19 protein-coding genes and 1 pseudogene are annotated in these 19,946 nt (G+C 68.7%); 14 read left to right on the top strand and 6 right to left on the bottom strand.

The genetic code is table 11. The features are described from left to right. Positions 1-30: 30 nt before the first annotated feature. Positions 31-975 (bottom strand): LysR family transcriptional regulator, encoded by a 945-nt coding sequence (locus AC1Z3W_RS10620; protein ID WP_124834221.1) that lies wholly within the window; start codon positions 973-975, stop codon positions 31-33. A gap of 164 nt (positions 976-1,139) precedes the next feature. Here AC1Z3W_RS10620 and gtdA point away from each other — a divergent pair, with 164 nt between their 5' ends. The 9 genes and pseudogenes from gtdA to AC1Z3W_RS10575 form a co-directional block, all read left to right on the top strand. Next, positions 1,140-2,186 (top strand): gentisate 1,2-dioxygenase, encoded by a 1,047-nt coding sequence (gene gtdA, locus AC1Z3W_RS10615; protein WP_483507559.1) that lies wholly within the window; start codon positions 1,140-1,142, stop codon positions 2,184-2,186. 100 nt (positions 2,187-2,286) lie between these two features. Beyond that, positions 2,287-2,985, top strand: a complete 699-nt coding sequence (locus tag AC1Z3W_RS10610) for a fumarylacetoacetate hydrolase family protein (RefSeq protein ID WP_057928333.1) — start codon at positions 2,287-2,289, stop codon at positions 2,983-2,985. A 34-nt stretch (positions 2,986-3,019) separates the two neighbouring features. Then, positions 3,020-3,661, top strand: a complete 642-nt coding sequence (gene maiA / locus AC1Z3W_RS10605) for a maleylacetoacetate isomerase (protein ID WP_124834219.1) — start codon at positions 3,020-3,022, stop codon at positions 3,659-3,661. A 19-nt stretch (positions 3,662-3,680) separates the two neighbouring features. After that, complete coding sequence (locus AC1Z3W_RS10600; protein WP_057928332.1) at positions 3,681-4,889, top strand: 3-hydroxybenzoate 6-monooxygenase; 1,209 nt, start codon at positions 3,681-3,683, stop codon at positions 4,887-4,889. 76 nt (positions 4,890-4,965) lie between these two features. Then, positions 4,966-6,327, top strand: coding sequence for an MFS transporter (locus AC1Z3W_RS10595; protein WP_124834218.1), 1,362 nt, complete (start codon positions 4,966-4,968; stop codon positions 6,325-6,327). A 121-nt stretch (positions 6,328-6,448) separates the two neighbouring features. Then, on the top strand, positions 6,449-6,799 hold the full coding sequence (locus AC1Z3W_RS10590) for an ArsR/SmtB family transcription factor (protein ID WP_175827090.1): 351 nt from the start codon (positions 6,449-6,451) through the stop codon (positions 6,797-6,799). Further along, positions 6,789-7,223, top strand: coding sequence for a YeeE/YedE family protein (locus tag AC1Z3W_RS10585; RefSeq protein WP_057928308.1), 435 nt, complete (start codon positions 6,789-6,791; stop codon positions 7,221-7,223). The genes AC1Z3W_RS10590 and AC1Z3W_RS10585 overlap by 11 nt, the downstream gene beginning before the upstream one ends. A gap of 1 nt (position 7,224) precedes the next feature. Next, on the top strand, positions 7,225-7,647 hold the full coding sequence (locus AC1Z3W_RS10580) for a YeeE/YedE family protein (RefSeq protein WP_057928307.1): 423 nt from the start codon (positions 7,225-7,227) through the stop codon (positions 7,645-7,647). A 106-nt stretch (positions 7,648-7,753) separates the two neighbouring features. Beyond that, positions 7,754-8,380, top strand: a pseudogene (locus AC1Z3W_RS10575) (aminotransferase-like domain-containing protein); the annotation flags it as partial. Positions 8,381-8,524: 144 nt separating this feature from the next. Here AC1Z3W_RS10575 and AC1Z3W_RS10570 read toward each other — a convergent pair. After that, entirely contained in the window at positions 8,525-8,800 is a 276-nt protein-coding gene (locus AC1Z3W_RS10570; RefSeq protein WP_057928306.1) for a CppA family protein, read from the bottom strand. A gap of 97 nt (positions 8,801-8,897) precedes the next feature. Next, positions 8,898-10,235: a cytochrome-c peroxidase gene (locus AC1Z3W_RS10565; protein ID WP_483507558.1), complete on the bottom strand. Its 1,338-nt coding sequence runs from the start codon at positions 10,233-10,235 to the stop codon at positions 8,898-8,900. Positions 10,236-10,257: 22 nt separating this feature from the next. On the opposite strand from AC1Z3W_RS10565, the gene AC1Z3W_RS10560 reads away from it, so the two are divergent. Continuing rightward, on the top strand, positions 10,258-10,518 hold the full coding sequence (locus AC1Z3W_RS10560) for a hypothetical protein (protein WP_483507557.1): 261 nt from the start codon (positions 10,258-10,260) through the stop codon (positions 10,516-10,518). Here the strand turns inward: AC1Z3W_RS10560 and AC1Z3W_RS10555 are convergent. After that, on the bottom strand, positions 10,505-11,968 hold the full coding sequence (locus tag AC1Z3W_RS10555) for a metallophosphoesterase family protein (protein ID WP_483507556.1): 1,464 nt from the start codon (positions 11,966-11,968) through the stop codon (positions 10,505-10,507). The two genes, AC1Z3W_RS10560 and AC1Z3W_RS10555, sit on opposite strands and share 14 nt — an antisense overlap. Before the next feature lie 185 nt (positions 11,969-12,153). Here AC1Z3W_RS10555 and AC1Z3W_RS10550 point away from each other — a divergent pair, with 185 nt between their 5' ends. Next, a complete protein-coding gene (locus AC1Z3W_RS10550; protein WP_483507555.1) occupies positions 12,154-13,005 on the top strand; it encodes a class I SAM-dependent methyltransferase in 852 nt (283 codons plus the stop codon). 87 nt (positions 13,006-13,092) lie between these two features. Here AC1Z3W_RS10550 and AC1Z3W_RS10545 read toward each other — a convergent pair whose 3' ends face one another. Both AC1Z3W_RS10545 and AC1Z3W_RS10540 read right to left on the bottom strand, forming a co-directional pair. Continuing rightward, a complete protein-coding gene (locus AC1Z3W_RS10545; RefSeq protein WP_057928302.1) occupies positions 13,093-13,404 on the bottom strand; it encodes a hypothetical protein in 312 nt (103 codons plus the stop codon). Positions 13,405-13,462: 58 nt separating this feature from the next. Beyond that, the gene (locus AC1Z3W_RS10540; RefSeq protein WP_124834215.1) at positions 13,463-15,484 is read right to left on the bottom strand and encodes a BCCT family transporter; all 2,022 of its coding nucleotides are present in this window, start codon (positions 15,482-15,484) and stop codon (positions 13,463-13,465) included. 505 nt (positions 15,485-15,989) lie between these two features. Between AC1Z3W_RS10540 and AC1Z3W_RS10535 the strand changes: the two genes are divergently transcribed. From AC1Z3W_RS10535 to AC1Z3W_RS10525, 3 genes are read left to right on the top strand one after another with little or no spacing between them, the layout of a single operon-like run. Further along, a complete protein-coding gene (locus tag AC1Z3W_RS10535; RefSeq protein ID WP_057928300.1) occupies positions 15,990-16,940 on the top strand; it encodes a MurR/RpiR family transcriptional regulator in 951 nt (316 codons plus the stop codon). Continuing rightward, positions 16,937-17,926, top strand: a complete 990-nt coding sequence (locus tag AC1Z3W_RS10530) for an isoaspartyl peptidase/L-asparaginase family protein (protein ID WP_124834213.1) — start codon at positions 16,937-16,939, stop codon at positions 17,924-17,926. Before AC1Z3W_RS10535 ends, AC1Z3W_RS10530 begins: the two co-directional genes overlap by 4 nt. A gap of 27 nt (positions 17,927-17,953) precedes the next feature. Continuing rightward, positions 17,954-19,870, top strand: a complete 1,917-nt coding sequence (locus AC1Z3W_RS10525; protein ID WP_483507554.1) for a dipeptide ABC transporter ATP-binding protein — start codon at positions 17,954-17,956, stop codon at positions 19,868-19,870. Positions 19,871-19,946: the final 76 nt, after the last annotated feature.

The following is a 19,946-nucleotide window of genomic DNA, read 5'->3' as shown; positions in this document are numbered from 1 at the left end:
GGCGCGGTTCGCGCCGGGCCGCTTCGCCGCTCAATCCGCCTTCACTTTCTCCCATCCGCCCACCTGCGGCGCCGCACAGGCACGCAGGCACTCGATCGCGGCGGCCACGGCCGCGCGATTCGCGCTGTCCGGGTGCCAGTACATCGACACCGCGCCCTGGCCCTCGAGCCGTATCGGCAGGATGCGGATCGCGTTCAATTGCTCGAAACGCCGTGCGGCGCGGTGCGATGCGACGCCGAGCAGGTCGGTGTTGTTCAGCAGCGTAAGGTTCAGGATCGACGAATTCGATTCGACGCAGTGCGGCGGCTGCACGCGGCCGGCGGCCGTCAGCGCGACCTGCAGCGCGTTGTGCACGGGCGTGCCGGGCGGCCAGACGATCCACGAGTAGGCCAGCACCTCGTCCCAGCCGACGGATGCCGTGCCGACGAGCGGATGATCGGGCCGCGCAACGAACACCACCGGATCGACATACAGCGCTTCGGCGTGCAGGTGCGGATCGACGGACGCGGATCCGGAGCGGCCGACGACGATGTCCAGCTCGCCGCGCGCGAGCTGCGGCATCAACTGGTTCATCGTGCTCTCCGCGAGCCGCACCTGCGCGCGCGGCATCCGCTTCAGCAACTGCGACACCGCGAGCGGCACCGTATCGGCGGCCGCGACGCCCGACGTGCCGATCGTCACCAGGCCGCTGCCGCCTTCGCGCAGCGCAGCCATGTCGTCGCGCGCGACGTCGAGCTGCGCCTCCACGCGGCGCGCGTGCTCGATCAGCGCGTCGCCGTAGGCCGTCGGCCGCAAACCGCGCGCGTGCCGCTCGAACAGCGGCAACCCGACGTCCTCCTCCAGTTCCTTCAGCCATTTCGACAGCGCGGGCTGGGTGGTCGCGAGCGCTGCCGCCGACTGGCTCAGGTTGCCCGTGCTGGCCAGGCTCAACAGCACTTGCAGGTGCCGCAATCGCAGCCGGTAGGTCCAGTCCATCGCGCGCTCCGTGTCGGAAGGTATATCCGAAATCATATGGATTAGATGATTTCATCATTTTACCGGGTATGTCTGCGTCGAATATAAATGCGCTAACGGACTGCGGCACGCGGTTCCCGACCCGACACAGCGCCGACCGCGATCGGCCGCCTCAAGGAGACATCATGACCAGCCGACACCCGGATACGTCGCGCGCCGACTACTACGCACGGATCGCCGAACAGCGCCTCGCGCCGTTGTGGGGGTCGCTGCACAACCTCGTGCCGAAAACCCCGCAGCCGGCCGCGCAGCCCGCGATCTGGAAGTACGCGCAGGTGCGCGACCTGGTGATGCAGGCCGGCAGCGTGATCAGCGCGGAAGAAGCCGTGCGTCGCGTGCTGGTGCTGGAGAACCCGGGGCTGCCCGGCCGGTCGAGCATGACGCCGACCCTGTACGCGGGCCTGCAGCTGATCCTGCCGGGCGAGATCGCGCCGAGTCACCGGCATACGCAGTCGGCGCTGCGCTTCATCGTCGAAGGCAAGGGCGCATGGACCGCGGTGAACGGCGAGCGCACGACGATGCATCCGGGCGACTTCATCATCACGCCGTCGTGGGCGTGGCACGACCACGGCAACCCGTCCGTGGAAGACGGCGGCGAGCCGGTCGTGTGGCTCGACGGGCTCGACATTCCGCTCGTCGCGAACCTCGATGCGGGCTTCGCAGAGAACTATCCGGAAGCCGAGCAGCCCGTCAGCCGCGCGGAAGGCGACAGCTTCGCGCGCTTCGGTCACAACATGGTGCCGGTGCGGCATCGCGCGAGCGATCCGACGTCGCCGGTGTTCAGCTATCCATATGCCCGCACCCGCGAGGCGCTCGACGGGCTGTACCGCAACGGCGAGCTCGACGCATGGGACGGCGTGAAGCTGCGCTACGTGAACCCCGCGACGGGCGGCTGGCCGATGCCGACGATCGCGACCTTCATGCAGTTCCTGCCCGCCGGTTTCGACGGCCGCACGTATCGCAGCACCGACGCGACGATCTATTGCGTCGTTGAAGGCAGCGGCACCGCGCACATCGGCGGCGACGCGTTCGCGTTCGAGCCGCACGACATCTTCGTCGCGCCGTCGTGGGTGCCGGTGCGGTTGTCTGCGTCCTCCGACAGCGTGCTGTTCAGCTATTCCGACCGGCCCGTGCTGTCCGCGTTGAACCTGCTGCGCGAAGCGCGCGACTGATGCGGCCGCATTTCCCGCTTTTCCCCGATTTCCCCGATTCGTCCAGTGCGCCGCCAAGGCGGCGCGCGTTCCTTCTTTCATGCTCAAGCTGGAGCCGTTCATGACTTACGTTTTCCCGCCCGAAGCGCCGGTGGCGCTTCCCGTCGCCGGTAGCGACGCCCGCTTCGCCGTACGCCGCGTGTACTGCGTCGGCCGCAACTACGCGGCCCATGCACGCGAAATGGGCTTCGATCCCGATCGCGAACCGCCGTTCTTCTTCTGCAAGCCGGCCGATTCGATCGTGCCGGTCGCCTACGGCGAAACGCTCGATCTCGAATATCCGTCGCAGACGCAGAACTACCACTATGAAGCCGAGCTCGTCGCGGTAATTGGCAAGGGCGGGGCGGACATTCCGCTCGAGCATGCGCTCGAGCACGTGTGGGGCTATGCCGTCGGCCTCGACATGACGCGTCGCGACCTGCAGATGAAGATGCGCGAGATGGGCCGGCCGTGGGAAATCGGCAAGGCGTTCGACCGTTCCGCGCCGATCGGCCCTGTGCATCCGGCGAGCGAAGTCGGCCACTTCGAGCAGGCCGGCGTGTGGCTGACCGTCAACGGCACGACGAAGCAGAAGAGCGACGTGTCGCACCTGATCTGGTCGGTCGCGGAAACGGTCGCCGACCTGTCGAAGTTCTTCCGCCTCGAACCGGGCGACGTGATCTTCACCGGTACGCCGGAAGGCGTCGGCGCGGTGGTCAAGGGCGACGTGATGAAGGTCGGCGTCGAGCGTCTCGGCGAACTGGCCGTGCGCGTGGTCTGACGCGCGTTCGTCGATTTCCTCGAAAGGCTACATCGTGCAACTGCATAGCTTCTTCAACAGTTCGACCTCCTATCGGGTGCGCATCACGCTCGCGCTGAAAGGACTGCCGTACGACACGCTGCCCGTGAACATCCGCACGGGCGAGCATCGCGAGGCCGGCTACGTCGCGCAGGTGAATCCGTCGGCGTCGGTGCCGGCGCTGGTCGACGGCGATTTCCGTCTCGGCCAGTCGCTCGCGATCATCGACTACCTCGACCGGATGCATCCGGCGCCGCGGCTGATCCCGCAGGAACCGCGGCAGCGCGCGCGCGTGCTGGAACTCGCGACGCTGATCGCATGCGACATCCATCCGGTCAACAACCTGCGCGTGCTGCGCTACCTCGACAGCGAACTTCAGGTCACGCCGCAGCAGAAGCGTGCGTGGTACCGGCACTGGATCGCGGAAGGAATGGCCGGTGTCGAGCGCTTGCTCGCGCGCGCGGACACGGGCCCGTGGTGTTTCGGCGATGCGCCGACGCTCGCCGACGTGTGCCTCGTGCCGCAAGTTGCGAACGCGCTGCGGATGGACTGCGACCTGAGCGCGTATCCGCGCAGCCTCGCGGTTTATGAACACGCGCGGCGCGAGCCGGCGTTCGACGCGGCGCAGCCGCAGCGACAGCCGGACTACGTCGCGTAACACGAAGCAGGAGACAGACATGAGCGAGACACACAACACAGGCCGGCGCGTCCTCGTGATCGGCGGCGGCATCGGCGGGCTCGCGACCGCGCTGGCGCTCGCGCGCCAGGGCATTCGCGTGAAGCTGCTCGAGCAGGCCGAGCAGATCGGCGAGATCGGCGCGGGCATCCAGCTCGCCGCGAATGCGTTCAACGCGCTCGACGCACTGGGCGTCGGCGACGCCGCGCGCGGCCGCGCCGTGTTCACCGACCGGTTGCAACTGATGGATGCGGTCGACGCGCGGGAAGTCGCGTGCATCGACACGGGCGCCGCGTATCGCGAACGCTTCGGGAACCCGTATGCGGTGATCCATCGCGCGGACATTCACCTGTCGATCTACGAAGCGGTCAAGGATCATCCGCTGATCGAATTCCGGACCAGCACGCAGGTGTGCGGGTTCGAGCAGGACGACAACGGCGTGACCGTGACCGACCAGCATGGCGAGCGTTATCGCGCGGACGCGGTGATCGGCTGCGACGGCGTGAAGTCCGCGATCCGGCAGGCGCTGATCGGCGACGCACATCGCGTGACGGGGCACGTCGTGTACCGCGCGGTGGTCGACGTCGACAACATGCCGAAGGATCTGCAGATCAATGCGCCGGTCGTCTGGGCCGGCCCGCATTGCCATCTCGTCCATTACCCGCTGCGCGGCGGACGGCAATACAACCTCGTCGTCACGTTCCACAGCCGTGAGCAGGAAACCTGGGGCGTGCGCGAGGGCAGCAAGGAGGAAGTGCTGTCGTACTTCGACGGCATCCATCCGCTGCCGAAGCAGATGCTCGACCGGCCGACGTCGTGGAAGCGCTGGGCGACCGCCGATCGCGACCCGGTCGAACGCTGGAGCGCGGGCCGCGCGACGGTGCTCGGCGACGCCGCGCATCCGATGACGCAATACATCGCGCAGGGCGCGTGCCAGGCGCTCGAGGATGCGGTGACGCTCGGCGCGGCCGTCGCGCAGACGGACGGCGATTTCGAGGCCGCGTTCGCGCTGTACGAGCGCGTGCGGATTCCGCGCACCGCGCGCGTGCTGTATTCGGCGCGGGAGATGGGGCGGATCTATCACGCGAAGGGCGTCGAGCGGCAGGTGCGCAACGCGCTGTGGGTCGGACGCACGCAGGCGCAGTTCTACGATGCGCTCGACTGGCTGCACGGCTGGCGTGCGGAGGATTGCCTGAAGTTCGTCGCCTGACGCGCTTCAGCCCGAATCCGGCGGCGCGCATTCCAACGACATCACGCGCGACCGCCTTCATGGAGGAGACACCATCATGGCCGATACGCTGTCCATCGACGTCAGCGAGTGGATCGACCGGCATCGCGTTGCGCCGTTTCAGGCCGCGATCGTCGCGCTGTGCTTCCTGATCGTCGCGATCGACGGTTTCGATACGGCATCGATCGGATTCATCGCCCCCGTCATTCGCGCGGAATGGGGCCTTTCACCCGCGCAGCTCGCGCCGGTATTCGGTGCCGGGCTCGCCGGGCTGATGGCCGGCGCACTTGTGTTCGGGCCGTTCGGCGACCGGTTCGGCCGCAAGCGCCTGCTGCTCGCCTGTGTCGCGTGCTTCGGCATCGCGAGTGCCGCGTCGGCGAGCGCGGGCGGCTTGACCGAGCTGATCGCGTGGCGCTTCGTGACCGGCCTCGGGCTCGGCGGAGCGATGCCGAATGCGATCACGCTGACGTCCGAGTATTGCCCCGCGCGGCGGCGCTCGCTGCTCGTGACGACGATGTTCTGCGGCTTCACGATCGGCTCCGCGCTCGGCGGGCTCGCGGCCGCGGCGCTGATCGAGCGCGACGGCTGGCGCACGGTGCTGGTCGTCGGCGGTGCCGCGCCGCTGCTGCTTCTGCCGGTGCTCGCGTGGCGGCTGCCGGAATCGGTGCGCTACCTCGTCAACACCGGCGCGGCGCGCGAGCGGATCGCGGCGATGCTCGCGCGTATCGCACCGGACCCGCATCTCGCGCACGCGTCGTTCATCGCGCCGCGCGGCAAGCCGGCCGGTTCGCCGCTCGGCCGCCTGTTCGGCGCGGACCTGTTGCGCGGCACGCTGCTGCTGTGGCTTACGTTCTTCATGAGCCTGCTCGTCATCTACCTGCTGTCGAGCTGGCTGCCGACGCTGTTGCGCACGACCGGCGCGTCGCTGCAGACGGCCGCGCGCGTGACCGCGATGTTCCAGGTCGGCGGCACGCTCGGCGCGATTGTGCTCGGCTGGTTGATGGACCGCTTCGATCCGCACCGCGTGCTTGCATGCAGCTATGCGGCGGCGGGTGTGTTCGTCGCGGCGATCGGCGTGCTTGCGGCGTCGCCGGCGGGTGCCGCGCTGGCCGTGTTCGCAGCCGGCTTCTGCGTGTCGGGCTCGCAGGTCGGCGCGAACGCGCTGTCGGCCGCGTTCTATCCGACCGAATGCCGGACCACGGGCGTGAGCTGGGCGAACGGGATCGGCCGCGGCGGATCGGTCGTCGGCTCGATGGCGGGCGGGGCGATGCTCGCAATGGGGTTGCCGCTGCCGACCGCGTTCGCATGCGTCGCGGCGCCGTGCGTGATCGCGGGGATCGCGGTGCTGGCGCTCGGCGCGGTGCGGGCCGGCGCGAAGCGCGCGGCGGCGGCCGATGCGATTGCCGGGGAGCAGGCGTAGCGGGTGGTACGGGAGGGCGGTGGTGATGGCGCCATTCGAGTAATGGCGCCGGACGATAGTACGAGTCATCAATATATAAATCGATATAATATTGATTCGTTAATCGTGTGCCACCATCCCCATGAATGCCGATCCTTCCGCCGGGCTGCCCGAGCCTGGCCAGATGCGCGCCGCTGCCGAATCGGCGTGCGCGCTGCTCAAGGTGCTGTCCAATCCCGACCGGTTGCTGCTGCTGTGTGAACTGTCGCAGGGCGAACGCTGCGTGAGCGATCTCGAGGCGCGACTGGATATCCGTCAGCCGACGCTGTCGCAGCAACTCGGCGTGTTGCGGGACAACGCGCTCGTCCGCACGCGCCGCGAAGGCAAGAACATCCACTACTCGCTCGACAGTCCGGCCGCGATCGCGGTGATGGGCGTGCTGTACGAACAGTTCTGCGGCCCGGCCGCGAAGGGGACGCGCCATGCAGCTTGATTCGCTTCATTTCACGCCGTGGCTGTCGCTTGCCGGTGGGGTTCTGATCGGGCTTGCCGCCGCGTGGCTCGTCGCATTCAACGGGCGAATCGCCGGGATCAGCGGCATCGTCGGCGGCTTGTTCACGGCCGGTGGCGCGGAGCGCGACTGGCGTGCCGCATTCGTCGCCGGGCTGGTCGCCGCGCCGCTGATGATGCGTATCGCCGGTGCCGCCGTCACGCCGCAGGTCGACGCAGGCTGGGGCACGTTGCTGGCGGCCGGCCTGCTGGTCGGGATCGGCACGCGCTATGCGGGTGGATGCACGAGCGGTCACGGTGTCTGCGGGCTGTCGCGCGGTGCGACGCGCTCGCTCGTCGCGACGGCGGTGTTCATGGTCGCGGGCTTCGCAACCGTATTCGTGCGGCGGCACGTGCTCGGAGGCTGACATGCAGGCAGGATTCGCATTTCTGGCGGGGTTGCTGTTCGGCGTCGGGCTGATCGTGTCGGGGATGGCCAACCCGCAGAAGGTGCTCGGTTTTCTCGACCTGGCAGGCCATTGGGATCCGTCGCTCGCGTTTGTGATGGCCGGCGCGATCGGCGTCGCCGTGTTCGCGTTCGCATGGGCGAAGCGCCGGACGCGGTCGCTGCTCGGTCTGCCGATCCAGTGGCCGACCGCGCGGACGATCACCGTGCGGCTCGTCGTCGGGAGTGCCGTGTTCGGCATCGGCTGGGGGCTTGCCGGGTTCTGCCCGGGGCCGGCGCTCGTGTCGATCGGCCTCGGCTCGGTCAAGGGCATCGCATTCGTCGTCGCGATGCTGGCCGGGATGGCGTTGTTCGAATGGCTCGAGCGTGCGTGGAAGGTGCGGTAGCAAAGGCGTGGAGTGCATGCCGCGCGGCGGGCAGGATGTGTCGGGTGGGGTTGTCGGCTCTGCTCGGCTGAATCGGCCCTGCGCGGTGCGGGAACCGGGCACGATCGCGCTGGTCGCGCTGTGCTCGCGTCGCGGCGTGGCCGTGATCGAGGACGAACCGTATCGCGAGCTCGTCGAAGCGCCGCACGCGGTGAAGCCCGAGAAGGCATGGGACCGCGACGGCACGGTGATCTACTGCCCGTCGTTCAACAAGGTGCTGGCGCCCGGAATGCGGCTCGGCTGGATGAGCGCGGGCCGCTGGCACGCGCGCGTGAAGATGCTCAAGTTCGCGCACAGCCGGCACAACGCCGCGTTGCTGCAGGCCGTCGTGGCCGAATTCGTCGGCTCGGGTGCGTTCGATCGCCACCTGCACCGGTTTCGCGAACAGCTTCGCGTGCAGCGCGACGTGACGATCGACGTGATCGCACGCCATTTTCCAGCCGGCACGCGAATGAACCGGCCGCCCGGCGGCATGCTGCTGTGGATCGCGCTGCCGGACAGTGTGCGTTCCGAAGCATTGTTCGAGGCCGCGCTGGCATGCGGGGTAAGGATCGCACCCGGGTCGATCTTCTCGAATTCCGACCGCTTCGATGCGTGTATCCGGCTTGCCTGCACGCGGGCGTTCGACACGGCGCACGAAGCGGCGATCGAAACGCTCGGCCGGCTGATACGCGACGCGGCCGCCGCTGCGTAAGCAGGGCCGGTGACGGCCGGGCTGGCGCGTCGGCTATCGGGCTCGGCTGGCGTGACGGCGGCACGGGCCGGCCAATCCGGCACGCCGCGTTCACCCCGGTGGCCCGCCGCGCCATCACGCGCCGGCGATACGATTTCGGCGATTTCATCGGCTGACCGCATGCGCGGCGAGGTGCTGACGGATCAGCGACAGGTAGCGATCGCCGACCGAGAAGTCGCGTGCGGCACGCGGCCGTTCCGCCTGGCGCAGCGTGGCCGGCGCGCTCATGCCGAGATACCGGCATACCGCGGAAGGAAAGGGCTTGCGTGTGTGCCCGAGCTGGCGTGCCGCGCGCTCGACGCGGGCGTCGCCGACCTGCGCACGCAGCCAGGCCAGCACTTGGCGATCGGTGTCGTTGACGATACGGACCAGATGTTCCATCGCGCACCTCACTGTTCATAAATACAGTACTGTAAATATAACCAGTATGTGAGGCGGCCGCAAGCGGGCGCGCATGCGCCTGGCCGTTCGGCCAGGGTCAGCGCGCAGGCGCGGCGGTGCGGACGACCGGCGACCCGGTGAGCGGGGCAGCCGGGGCCGCATGGGCGGCGGGCGGGAGGAGATGCGCGTAGCGCGCGTCGGTCAGCGTGCCGAGGAACGCGACGATGTCGTCGATTTCCGCGTCGGTCAGCGCGGGCGGCAGGCCCGGCTGGCGGTTCATCGGCGTCGAATTGACGTTGATGTTGCCGCGATAGGCGGCCGGCACGTCGTCGAACGTCCTGGCGCCGTGATACCAGTAGCCCGGGTCGGTCGAGCGGGTGTTGTAGAACGCGACCGCGTCGCGCAGCGTCGTGAACACGCCGTTGTGCATGAATGTCTGCTTGACCGCGACGTTGCGCAGCCCCGGCGTGCGCAGGTAGCCGCACCACTGCGTCGGCTCGGGCCAGCGCAGCCGCGTTGCCGTGTCGCACAGGCCGTTGTCGAAATGGCGCGGATCGCGGTTCGCGGGCAGCGCACGGTTGCGCGGCACCGCGATCGCGTCGTAGCCGAAATCGGTGAAGAGCGAGCGCTCCGGCCGGTTCGACGTTTCCGACAGCGTGTGGCAACTCATGCAGTTGCCCTTGTCGGGATTGCGGAACAGCGCCAGGCCGTGCATCTCCGCCGGCGCGAGCGGCTTGCGGGTGCGCAGGAACGCGTCGAAGCGCGACGTGAACGGCGCCATGTCGTCGCTCTGCAGATAGGCCTCGACGGCCGAGCCCAGCGCGCGCACCAGCTGCTCGGGATCGCGCCGCACCGATGCGCCGAAGTGCACGGCGAGATCGCCCGCCAGTTCGGTTGCGTCAACCTTGCGCAGCAGCGCGGCCGGCGACCGGTTGTTCATCTCGTTCGGATCGAACAACGGGCCGCGGATCTGTTCGGCGAGCGTGTCGGCGCGGCCGTCGCTGAAAAGGCCGCCGAACGGCGACGGCGCGGGCGCGTCGTCGTCCTGGTAGAAGTGGCGGCGCGGCACGTAGCGCACATAGAGCAGCGACGGCGCGTTGCGCTGGCTGAAGCGCCCGTGGCGGCTGCCTTCCGGCACGCCGGGCCCCGCGAGCGAGGCGGCCGACAGCGTCGGCGCGAATGCGCGCGCCGGATCGTGGCAGCCCGCGCACGACATGCCGCGCGGCTCGGACAGGCGCGGATCGAAGAAGATCCGGCGGCCGAGCGCGACGAGCGTCGGGTCGGGCGCGAAACGGGCGGTCGCCGCGTCGACCTTGCCGGTCACCTGCGGCGTGCCGTTGCCGATCGTGTCGACGACGCGCGACGGCGGCGCGCCGGGGAGCAGGGTCGTTTCGGACGGTGCGGCGTGGGTTGCGAGCGCCGCGCCGGCGAGCAAGGCGGCGGCAAGTACGCGTGCCGTGCAGCCGCTGCCGGCGACCGAAGCCGAAACTGAAACCGCAGCCGCAGCCGCAGCCGAAGCCGAAGCCGAAGCCGAAGCCGAAGCCGAAGCCGAAGCCGAAGCCGAAGCCGAAGCCGAAGCCGCAGCCGAACGCTCGACGGAAGCCGCCGACGAACCCGGCCGTTTCCGCGTTCCGGCCGTCCACCACCGGCGGCCGGTCGAACCCGTCAAACCCGTCAAACCGCCAAGCAATCGAACTTCATCACTCACGGCGCGATGAACCCCGTCTTGTCGCATGCGAGCGTCGTGCCCGACTGGTCGCACGACGCGAGCAGCTTGCCCGCCGCCGAATATGCATGGAACACCCAACCGGTCGCCGGCGCCGCGCGTCGCTCCATGATCAGGAAACCGAAGCTGTTGTTATGCGAGAGCCGCTCGATCACGGCACCCGGCGCGGGCGTCAGGTCGGCCGGGAACGGATCGGGCAGCGCGACGTCGAGATTGTCGCCGCCGTTGCCGGACACGATCGTCGCCGGATGCCCGGACGAGAAGTTGATCGCCTGGAAGTCGTGTACGTGCCCGTGCAGCGCGACGTGGATGCCGGGCGGGTAGTACGCCTGCGCGTTCAGGCTCGACATCACCGACTGCAGCGCGAGGTTGCCCGGCGCGGGCGTGCTGCCGGCGATCGGCGCGAACGCGAGGATCGGATGGTGGTTCGTGAAGATCGTCGTCGTCATGCCGGCCTTCGCTGCGAGCGACGCCACCGTCTGGAACTGCTTCTGGTAGATGCGGAATTGCGCGTCGGTCGTCTTCAGCGGATTGCGGCCGACCTTCGCGGTGTCGAATACGATCACCTGCGTGCCGCCGCCGAGCGACACCGCATACGGATCCGAATAGTTCGCATCGTTGTCGTTGGCCGGATCGTCGCACGAGCGGGCTGTCGAATACGGGTGCGGATCGAGAAAGCGGTACCAGCCCTGGCCGGCCCGCGCGCATTCCTCGTGGTTGCCGCGCACGACGACCCACGGCGCCTTCGCGAACAGCGGCGCGGCCGGGCGGAACAGGTCGGCCTGCCACGTATCCCAGCCGTAGCCCCACGGGCTGTCCTTGCAGCCAGCGATGTCGGGCGGGCAAGCGTTCTCGCGGTAGTGATAGTCACCGACGTGCAGCACGAGGTCCGGCGACAGCTTCGCGACGCTCGCCGCGATCGTGTCGAACGGCCAGACCGTCGCGTCGCTGCACGCCTGCCATGCGTTGTCGGCCTTCTTCATCCGGCAGCCCGTGTCGGCGATGATCGCGATGCGCTGCGGCTGCGCTTTCGGCAGCGGCAGCGCGCGGCCTGCGACGCTCGCCGTCTGCGCATCGGCCGGCAGCGTCGTTTCGCAGACCGACACCGGGAAGCTCGACGGTTTCGAATCGGCCGGGTCGCTGGCGGTCGGCCGTTGCGCGATGGTCGCGGCGCCGGTGCGCAGCGTCATGCGCGACAGCTTGCCGTCGACGGACAGTTGCGGGCACAGCGGATCGCTCGCGGACGCGGGGCTGTAGTTCGTGATCACGCGCGCGATCGCCTGGTTCGCATCACCGATCTCGACCCACGCGGCCTGGACGTTGATCGCGGCACTCGCTGGATCGGCGGGTGTATCGATGTGATTCGAACACGCGGACAGCGCCGCGAGGGCAGCAAGCGGGGCGCAACGCACGAATCGCGCGCGAGAGAGGAATCGTCGCATGGGAGGCACCGTGGGAAAGCCGTCAACGATACGCAACACGAATGTAAGAATTATGAAAAGTGGGGCGCGACAAGTGCTCAGGTGCTCGGCGTGAAGCGTGCCAGCGTCGTGGCCTTGACCTCAAGCCGGCTTGAAGCAGCATAGTCCGGATCACGATCAACGACGCGGACAAAGGAGAGTCGACGATGAAAGACAGCCCGGCAAACGAAGCGCAGTCTGCGCTGTGGAACGGCCCGTCGGGGCTTGCGTGGGTCGACGCGCAGCGCTCGCTCGACCGGATGTTCGAGCCGTTCGAGATACTGCTCGCGGATGCGGCGGCGGCGTCCGCACGCAGCGTGCTCGACGTCGGGTGCGGCACGGGCGCGGTGACGCTCGCGATTGCACGGCGGCGCGGCGTGCACGCGCACGTGCACTGTACGGGTGTCGACATCTCGGCGCGGATGATTGCCGCCGCCAAGGCACGCGCCGAACGCGACGGCCCTGGCGCCGACTTCGTGCATGCCGATGCGCAGACGCATGCGTTTGCGCCCGGTCAGTTCGACCTGATCGTGTCGCGCTTCGGCGTGATGTTCTTCGACGATCCGGTGCGCGCGTTCGAGAACCTGCGGCGTGCGGCGCGCGCGAACGCGCAACTGCGATTCGTCGCATGGCGCGGCGCGGCCGACAATCCGTTCATGACGACGGCTGAACGCGCCGCGGCGCCGTTGCTGCCGAACCTGCCGGCGCGGCAGCGGGGTGCGCCGGGACAATTCGCATTCGGCGACCGGCAGCGGATCGCGTCGGTGTTGTCGGATAGCGGCTGGGCTGATATCGCGATCGAGCCGATCGATGTCGCATGCACGTTGCCGGCGTCCGCGCTGGACGACTACATCGCGCGGCTGGGGCCGGTCGGGCTCGCGCTTCAGCACGCGGACGATGCGACGCGGCGACGCGTGATCGATACGGTTCGCGCCGAGTACGACGGCTACCTGCAGGGCACGAACGTGCGCTTCGATGCCGCATGCTGGCTCGTCACCGCACGTGCGCCGTCCGCATGACGCATCGGGAGAGGGGAAGCGGCACGACGTTCGGCACGCGCGCTGCTGTTGACGCGTGACAAGGGCGGGCCATGCAAAAGGCGGATATCAGCCGCGCCGGGCGCGCAACATCAGCCACGCACAGCCGGCTGCAACGAGCGCGAGCCCGAGCAGCACCGCTTCGACGCCGAGCGCGAAGCCCGGCGGCATTTCACCGCTGTTCGGCACGGGCGACAGGTTCGCGGTCATCACGATGGCGCCGCCTGCCAGTAGCGCGATGCAGGCGATCCAGTAGAACTTGCCGCGTCGCGCGGCGGTGCGAATCCGCCACAGCGCGAGGCCGACGCCGCCGAGGTACAGCAGCGCGAGCGTGGCGAGCGCGACGACGTCGCCGGTGCGATCGTGCAGGAGGCCGCTCATCGTGCGACTCCGTCGGGTGCCGCGCGCCGGTTTGACGCGATAAAGGTGACGGTCTCGTTCATTCGGCCTCCGTAGCGTGCCCCGGCGCACGGCTCAGCAGATGCGTACGCTGGTCGGCCGCGAGCGACACGTAGCGTTCGTACTGACGCAGCACGTCGGCAATCAGTTCGTCGCCGCGCAGGTATTCGACGTCATAGCCGAGCCGACCATCCTCGAAGAACGTGACGATGCCGTACACGTGTGCACGCTGCGATTCCGGCTCGGCCGCCTCGCGCATGAGGAACGCGGCGGCGGATTTCGCCGTCACGCGCGCGCCATAGACGAAGTCACGGTGTTCCGCGGTCGGCACGGTCAACCGTACCGCGTCTTCGCTGTCGCGCTGCACGTGCGCGTCGACGCCGCCCGCCCGCAACTCGTCGGCGACTTTGCGCAGCGCGGGCTCGACGGTTTCCGCGACGAACTGGCGTGCGTCGGCTTCGGTCGTCTGCCGCAGGATGTGCGTCAGGCGATGGCGCCAGTGCTGGCCGGTCCAGAAGCTCGTCGCGGGCGCGACGGCCTGCGAATAGTGCACGCGATCGGCCGCGAGCCCACGCCACAGTCCGTAGCACAGCGCGAGCATGATCAGGGCGACCGGCAATGCGGCGATCAATGTCATCGCCTGCAGTGCGCCGAGCCCGCCCGCGACCAGCAGCACGGCTGCCGTCACGCCGAGCAGCCCAGCCCAGAACAGCCGCTGCCAGACCGGCGAATGCGCGGCGCCGCGCGTCGCGATCTGATCGATCACGAATGCACCCGAATCGGCGGACGTGACGAAGAACACCGCGATCAGCACGATCGCGGCGATCGACAGCAACTGCGGCAGCGGCAGGAAATCGAAGAAGCGGAACAGCAACGCATCGACACGGGTAGCCGTTTGCGCGAGTGCCCCGGCCGCGCCGTGCGTGTCGAGCCAGATCGCGCTGTTGCCGAATACGGTCATCCATACGAGATTGAATGCGGTCGGCACGAGCAACACGCCGATCACGAACTGGCGGATCGTGCGGCCGCGCGAGATCCGCGCGATGAACATGCCGACGAACGGCGACCACGATACCCACCACGCCCAGTAGAGGATCGTCCAGCCGCCGAACCAGCCTTCCTCGCGTGGCGGCGCGTACGCATAGGTGCGGAACGACAGGTCGACGAGATTCGCCAGATACTGGCCGATATTGTCGCCGAGCGCGCGCAGCAGGAACGACGTCGGGCCCGCGACGACCACGAACGCAAGCAGCAGGAACGCCAGCAGCAGATTCAGCTCCGACAGCCGCCGCACGCCCTTGTCGAGGCCGCTCGCGGCCGATGCGCCCGCCAGGATCACGACGATCGCGACGAGCCCGATGCGGAACGCGTTGCCGCTCGTGTCCCAGCCGGCGACCGTATGCAGGCCCGCGCTCATCTGCATCACGCCGTAGCCGAGCGTCGTCGCGATGCCCGCGACCGTGCCGACCAGCGCGAACGCGTCGACCGTGTGGCCGATCCAGCCGTTCACGCGCTCGCGCAGCACCGGGTACAGACCGGAGCGCAGCGTCAGCGGCAGGTTGTAGCGGAAGCCGAAGTACGCGAGCACGAGCCCCATCAGCCCGTAGATCGCCCACGCATGGAAGCCCCAGTGGAAGAAGGTCATCAGCATCGCCTCGCGCGCGGCGGCAGGCGTGCCGGGGTCGACGGTCGGCGGCTTCAGGAAGTGCTGCATCGGCTCGCCGACGCCGAAGTACATGAGGCCGATGCCCATGCCCGCCGCGAACAGCATGGCCGTCCACGACAGGAAACTGAACTCGGGCTCGGCGTCATCGGGGCCGAGCCGGATGTTGCCGAAGTCGCTCGCCGCGATCAGCACGAGAAACACGAGGAACGTGGTGACGGCGAGTACGTAGAACCAGTCGAAACGCGCGACGACCCATTGCTGGCCGGAGGAGAACAGCGCACCGGCTTCGTTCGGGTGCCACCCGCACACGATGAGCAGTGCGCCGATGACCGCGAGCGCGGGCAGCACGACCTGCGGCTTGAATGTCGTGCGGGGCGAGGGACGGGGATCTGGCATGGCTGGCATCCAGTTGTGGGTGCAACGAGGCGCGACGCCGCCCGGCGCGCCTGTCGCGCGTCGGACCCTGATACGGCGTGCGTCGAGTGTACCGTGGTGTCAGGACTGCAAGAGGGAGCATGCAGCGATAAAGCTGACGAATTGTAAGGTATCGAGGCGAGTGCGAAAACCCGCACGAGCAGCGCGGCGCCTGAAACACGGAGGGGTGGAAGCCGGATGGCAGTGCATTGCGTCCACGCCGGCTATTCGAAGCCGAGTCCAGCCGTCGCGAATCCGCATTCGAATGTGCCTGGGGGTATTCCCGATGGGCGGGCGGGCACGGCACGCATGGCGACGCGCGACGATTGCGTGCGCAACGCCCGTGCAGCGGGGCTTCGCAACGGCCGGACAATTGCCCGATTCCTGGCCGGTACGACGCAGCGCATGTCCACCGTCATGAAAATTTATTTTTTCCAACCGATAGATTGTGTAAATTGATTTTCATCTACCTTGCAAAACCATTCGTATGACGCCTCTCGTTCCGCACGATGCCAGTCAGGACGAATCCGCGATCGCAGAGCGCATCGCGTCGGCCATGCCGCGGATGACGCCGATCCACCGCCGGATGGGCGAGTTCGTGCTCGCGAATCCGTTTCGTGCGGCGACGATGCGGATCGACGAACTCGCGCAGGCGGTGAATGCATCGATCGCGACTGCGAATCGCTTCGCGAAGGCGCTCGGCTTCGATGGCTATCCGGCGATGCGCGCGGCGCTCGTGCGCGGTTTCGAGGCGACGCTCGGCCCCGTCGAGCGGCTGCGTTCCGCGCAGGAACAGGAGCAAGAGCAGGGCGTGCGCGGCGCCGCGTGGATCGACGCGGTGTTCGACCAGGCCGTCACGAACATCGGGAACACGCGCGCGCAGCTGGACGCGGCCGATGTCGAGGCGGCCGTCGAAGCGATCGTCGGTGCGCGGCGCGTGCTGATCCTCGGCGCCGGTTCGAGCGCGTTTCTGGCCGGGCTGATGGAGCATGGATTGTCGGTGTGCCACGACAACGTGCAGTCGCTCGCGCTGCTCGGCGGCCCTTCGCATGCGGCGCGGCGCTTGTACACGGCCGACTCGCGCGATCTCGTGATCGCGCTCGCGTTTCCGCGCTACGTGAAGGACACGATCGAGCTGGCCCGTCGCGCGGCCGCGCGTGGCGCACGCGTGCTCGGCATTTCCGATGGGCCGGGTTCGCCGCTTGCACCGGTCGCGTCGCTGAATCTGTACGTGAAGGCCGAACGGCGTTTCGCGGCCACGTCGGAAGCGGCCGTGCTGACGATGATCGAGGCGCTGATCGATGCGGTCGCGCTGCGCACGCACCGCTCCGCGAAGTCCGCGGCCGAGATGACCGAATTCCTGTTGCCATGGCTGATCCAGCCGCAAGCGGTGCTGCCGGCCGCCAACCCTTCTTCCTCCGGTCCGAAAAAATCATGACTTCACCCGCGATTGTCGCGATTCACGGCGGTGCAGGCACGATCCTGCGCGATGCGATGGATACCGACACCGAACGCCAGTACCGCGCCGAGCTCACCGCGATCCTGCAGGCCGCGCAGAAGGTGCTCGCCGACGGCGGCAGCGCGCTCGACGCCGTGACCGTCGCCGTGCGGATGCTCGAGGACTGCCCGCTCTTCAATGCAGGGCGCGGCGCCGTCTATACGGCCGAAGGCAAGCACGAACTCGACGCGGCGGTGATGGACGGCGCGACGCTCGCGGCCGGCGCGATCTGCAGCGCGACCCGGGTGCGCAATCCGGTCCTCGCCGCACGGCGCGTGATGGAGGCGAGCGAGCACGTGCTGTTCGCCGGTGCGGGCGCCGATGCGTTCGCGGCCGCGCAGGGCCTCGAACTCGCCGAGCCCGGCTACTTCGATACCGAAGCGCGTCATGCGCAGTGGCTCAAGGCGCGCGCGGCGGCAGCCGGCATGATGCTCGATCACGATGCCGCGACCTTCTCGTTCGGCGCCGGGCAGCCGGCCGAACCGCTCGATCCTGATCGCAAGCACGGCACGGTCGGCGCGGTCGCGTGCGACCTCAACGGCCATGTCGCGGCGGCGACGTCGACCGGCGGCATCACGAACAAGCAGCCCGGGCGCGTCGGCGATTCGCCGATCATCGGCGCCGGCTGCTACGCGGACGATGCGACTTGCGCGGTATCCGCGACGGGCACCGGCGAGATGTTCATCCGGCTTGCGACCGCGCACGACGTGGCCGCGCAGATCGCGTATCGCGGCGCATCGCTCGCCGACGCCGCGCACGACGCCGTGATGAACAAGCTGCCGCGCCTCGCCGGGCGCGGCGGGATCATCGCGGTCGATGCGCACGGCAACGTCGCGATGCCGTTCAACACGGAAGGGATGTATCGCGGCTACGCGCGCGTCGGCGAGACGCCGGTGGTCGGCATCTATCGCGACGATGCGGCCTGATCCCGGACCGCACGAGGAGACCTTCGCATGACTTCGAGCCGAACCCCGTCCGCGCTGGTGCTGCCGGAGCAGCGCGTGGTCGCCGTCGACGACCTGTCGGTCATGTTCCGTCGCGAAACCGCGACGTTCGATGCGGTGCGCAACGTGTCGTTTCACGTCGATCGCGGCGAGACGCTCGCGATCGTCGGTGAATCGGGCTCCGGCAAGTCGGTCACGTCGCTCGCGCTGATGCGGCTCGTCGAGCACGGCGGCGGCGAGATCACGAGCGGCCGGATCGCGTTGCGGCGCCGCGGCGGGGCGATCGTCGATCTTGCGCAGGCGAGCGCGGCGGCGATGCGCGGAATCCGCGGCGCGGACATCGCGATGATCTTCCAGGAACCGATGACGTCGCTGAACCCGGTGTTTACGGTCGGCGACCAGATCAGCGAGGCGATCGCGCTGCACCAGTCGAAGAGCGCGGCCGAAGCGCGCGCGGAAGCGTTGCGGCTGCTCGATCTCGTGCGCATTCCGGAGGCGCGCCGCGTGTTCGCGCGCTATCCGCACCAGTTGTCCGGCGGGATGCGCCAGCGCGTGATGATCGCGATGGCGCTGTCGTGCCGGCCCGCGCTCCTGATCGCCGACGAGCCGACGACCGCGCTCGACGTGACGATCCAGGCGCAGATCCTGCAACTGATCCGCGGCCTGCAGGACGAAATGAACATGGGCGTGATCTTCATCACGCACGACATGGGCGTGGTCGCCGAAGTGGCCGATCGCGTGCTCGTGATGTATCGCGGCGAGAAGGTCGAGGAAGGCGAGTCCGAGCGCATTTTCGCGACGCCCGCGCACCGCTACACGCGCGCGCTGCTCGCGGCCGTGCCGCGGCTCGGCTCGATGCAGGGTACCGATATCCCCGAGAAATTCCCGTTGCTGAAGGTGGACGGCAAGAGCGCCGCCGCACCGGCGCCTGCCGCGAACGACACCTCCGGCGCGGCCGCGGTCGATGCGCAGCCGCACGTCGATCCGGCCGCGCCGCCGATCCTGCGCGTGCGCGATCTCGTCACGCGGTTCCCGGTGAAGAGCGGCGTGTTCGGCCGCGTGTCGCAATACGTGCATGCGGTCGAGCGCGTGAGCTTCGAGCTGCGCGCGGGCGAGACGCTCGCGCTCGTCGGCGAATCGGGCTGCGGCAAGTCGACCACCGGCCGCTCGCTGCTGCGCCTCGTGGAATCGCAGAGCGGCTCGATCGAATTCGACGGCCGCGACATCAGCGCGCTGAAGGGCGCGGATCTGCAGGCGCTGCGCCGGAACATCCAGTTCATCTTCCAGGATCCGTTCGCGTCGCTGAATCCGCGCTTGACGGTCGGCTTCTCGATCATGGAGCCGCTGCTCGTGCACGGCGTCGCGAGCGGCCGCGACGCGCAGGCGCGCGTCGACTGGCTGCTCGACAAGGTCGGCCTGCCGCCGGAGGCCGCGCGCCGCTATCCGCACGAGTTCTCGGGCGGCCAGCGCCAGCGGATCGCCATCGCCCGCGCGCTCGCGCTGAACCCGAAGGTCGTGATCGCCGATGAATCGGTGTCCGCGCTCGACGTGTCGGTGCAGGCGCAGATCGTCAACCTGATGCTCGACCTGCAGCGCGAGCTCGGCGTTGCGTACTTGTTCATCTCGCACGACATGGCCGTCGTCGAGCGCATCAGCCATCGCGTCGCGGTGATGTATCTCGGCCAGATCGTCGAGATCGGCCCGCGCCGCGCGGTGTTCGAGGCGCCGCAGCATCCGTACACGAAGAAGCTGATGAGCGCGGTGCCGGTGGCCGACCCGGCGCGTCGGCATGCGCCGCGGCAACTCGCGGCGGACGAGATTCCGAGCCCGATCCGCGCGGCCGGCGACGAGCCGACGGTCGCGCCGCTCGTTGCGGTCGGCCCCGATCATTACGTCGCGACGCATCGCGTCGGCGGCGCGTATTGATTGCACGGCGGAGGACATATGGACCGCAGCTGCGCACGAGCCAGGCAACGGCGTCATTTTCCCGAGCGGATGCAGT

Source organism: Burkholderia sp. 10_S31 (assembly GCF_056930375.1).
The sequence above is the reverse complement of the archived record's forward strand: the minus strand, read 5'-3'. Positions and strand labels throughout refer to the sequence as shown.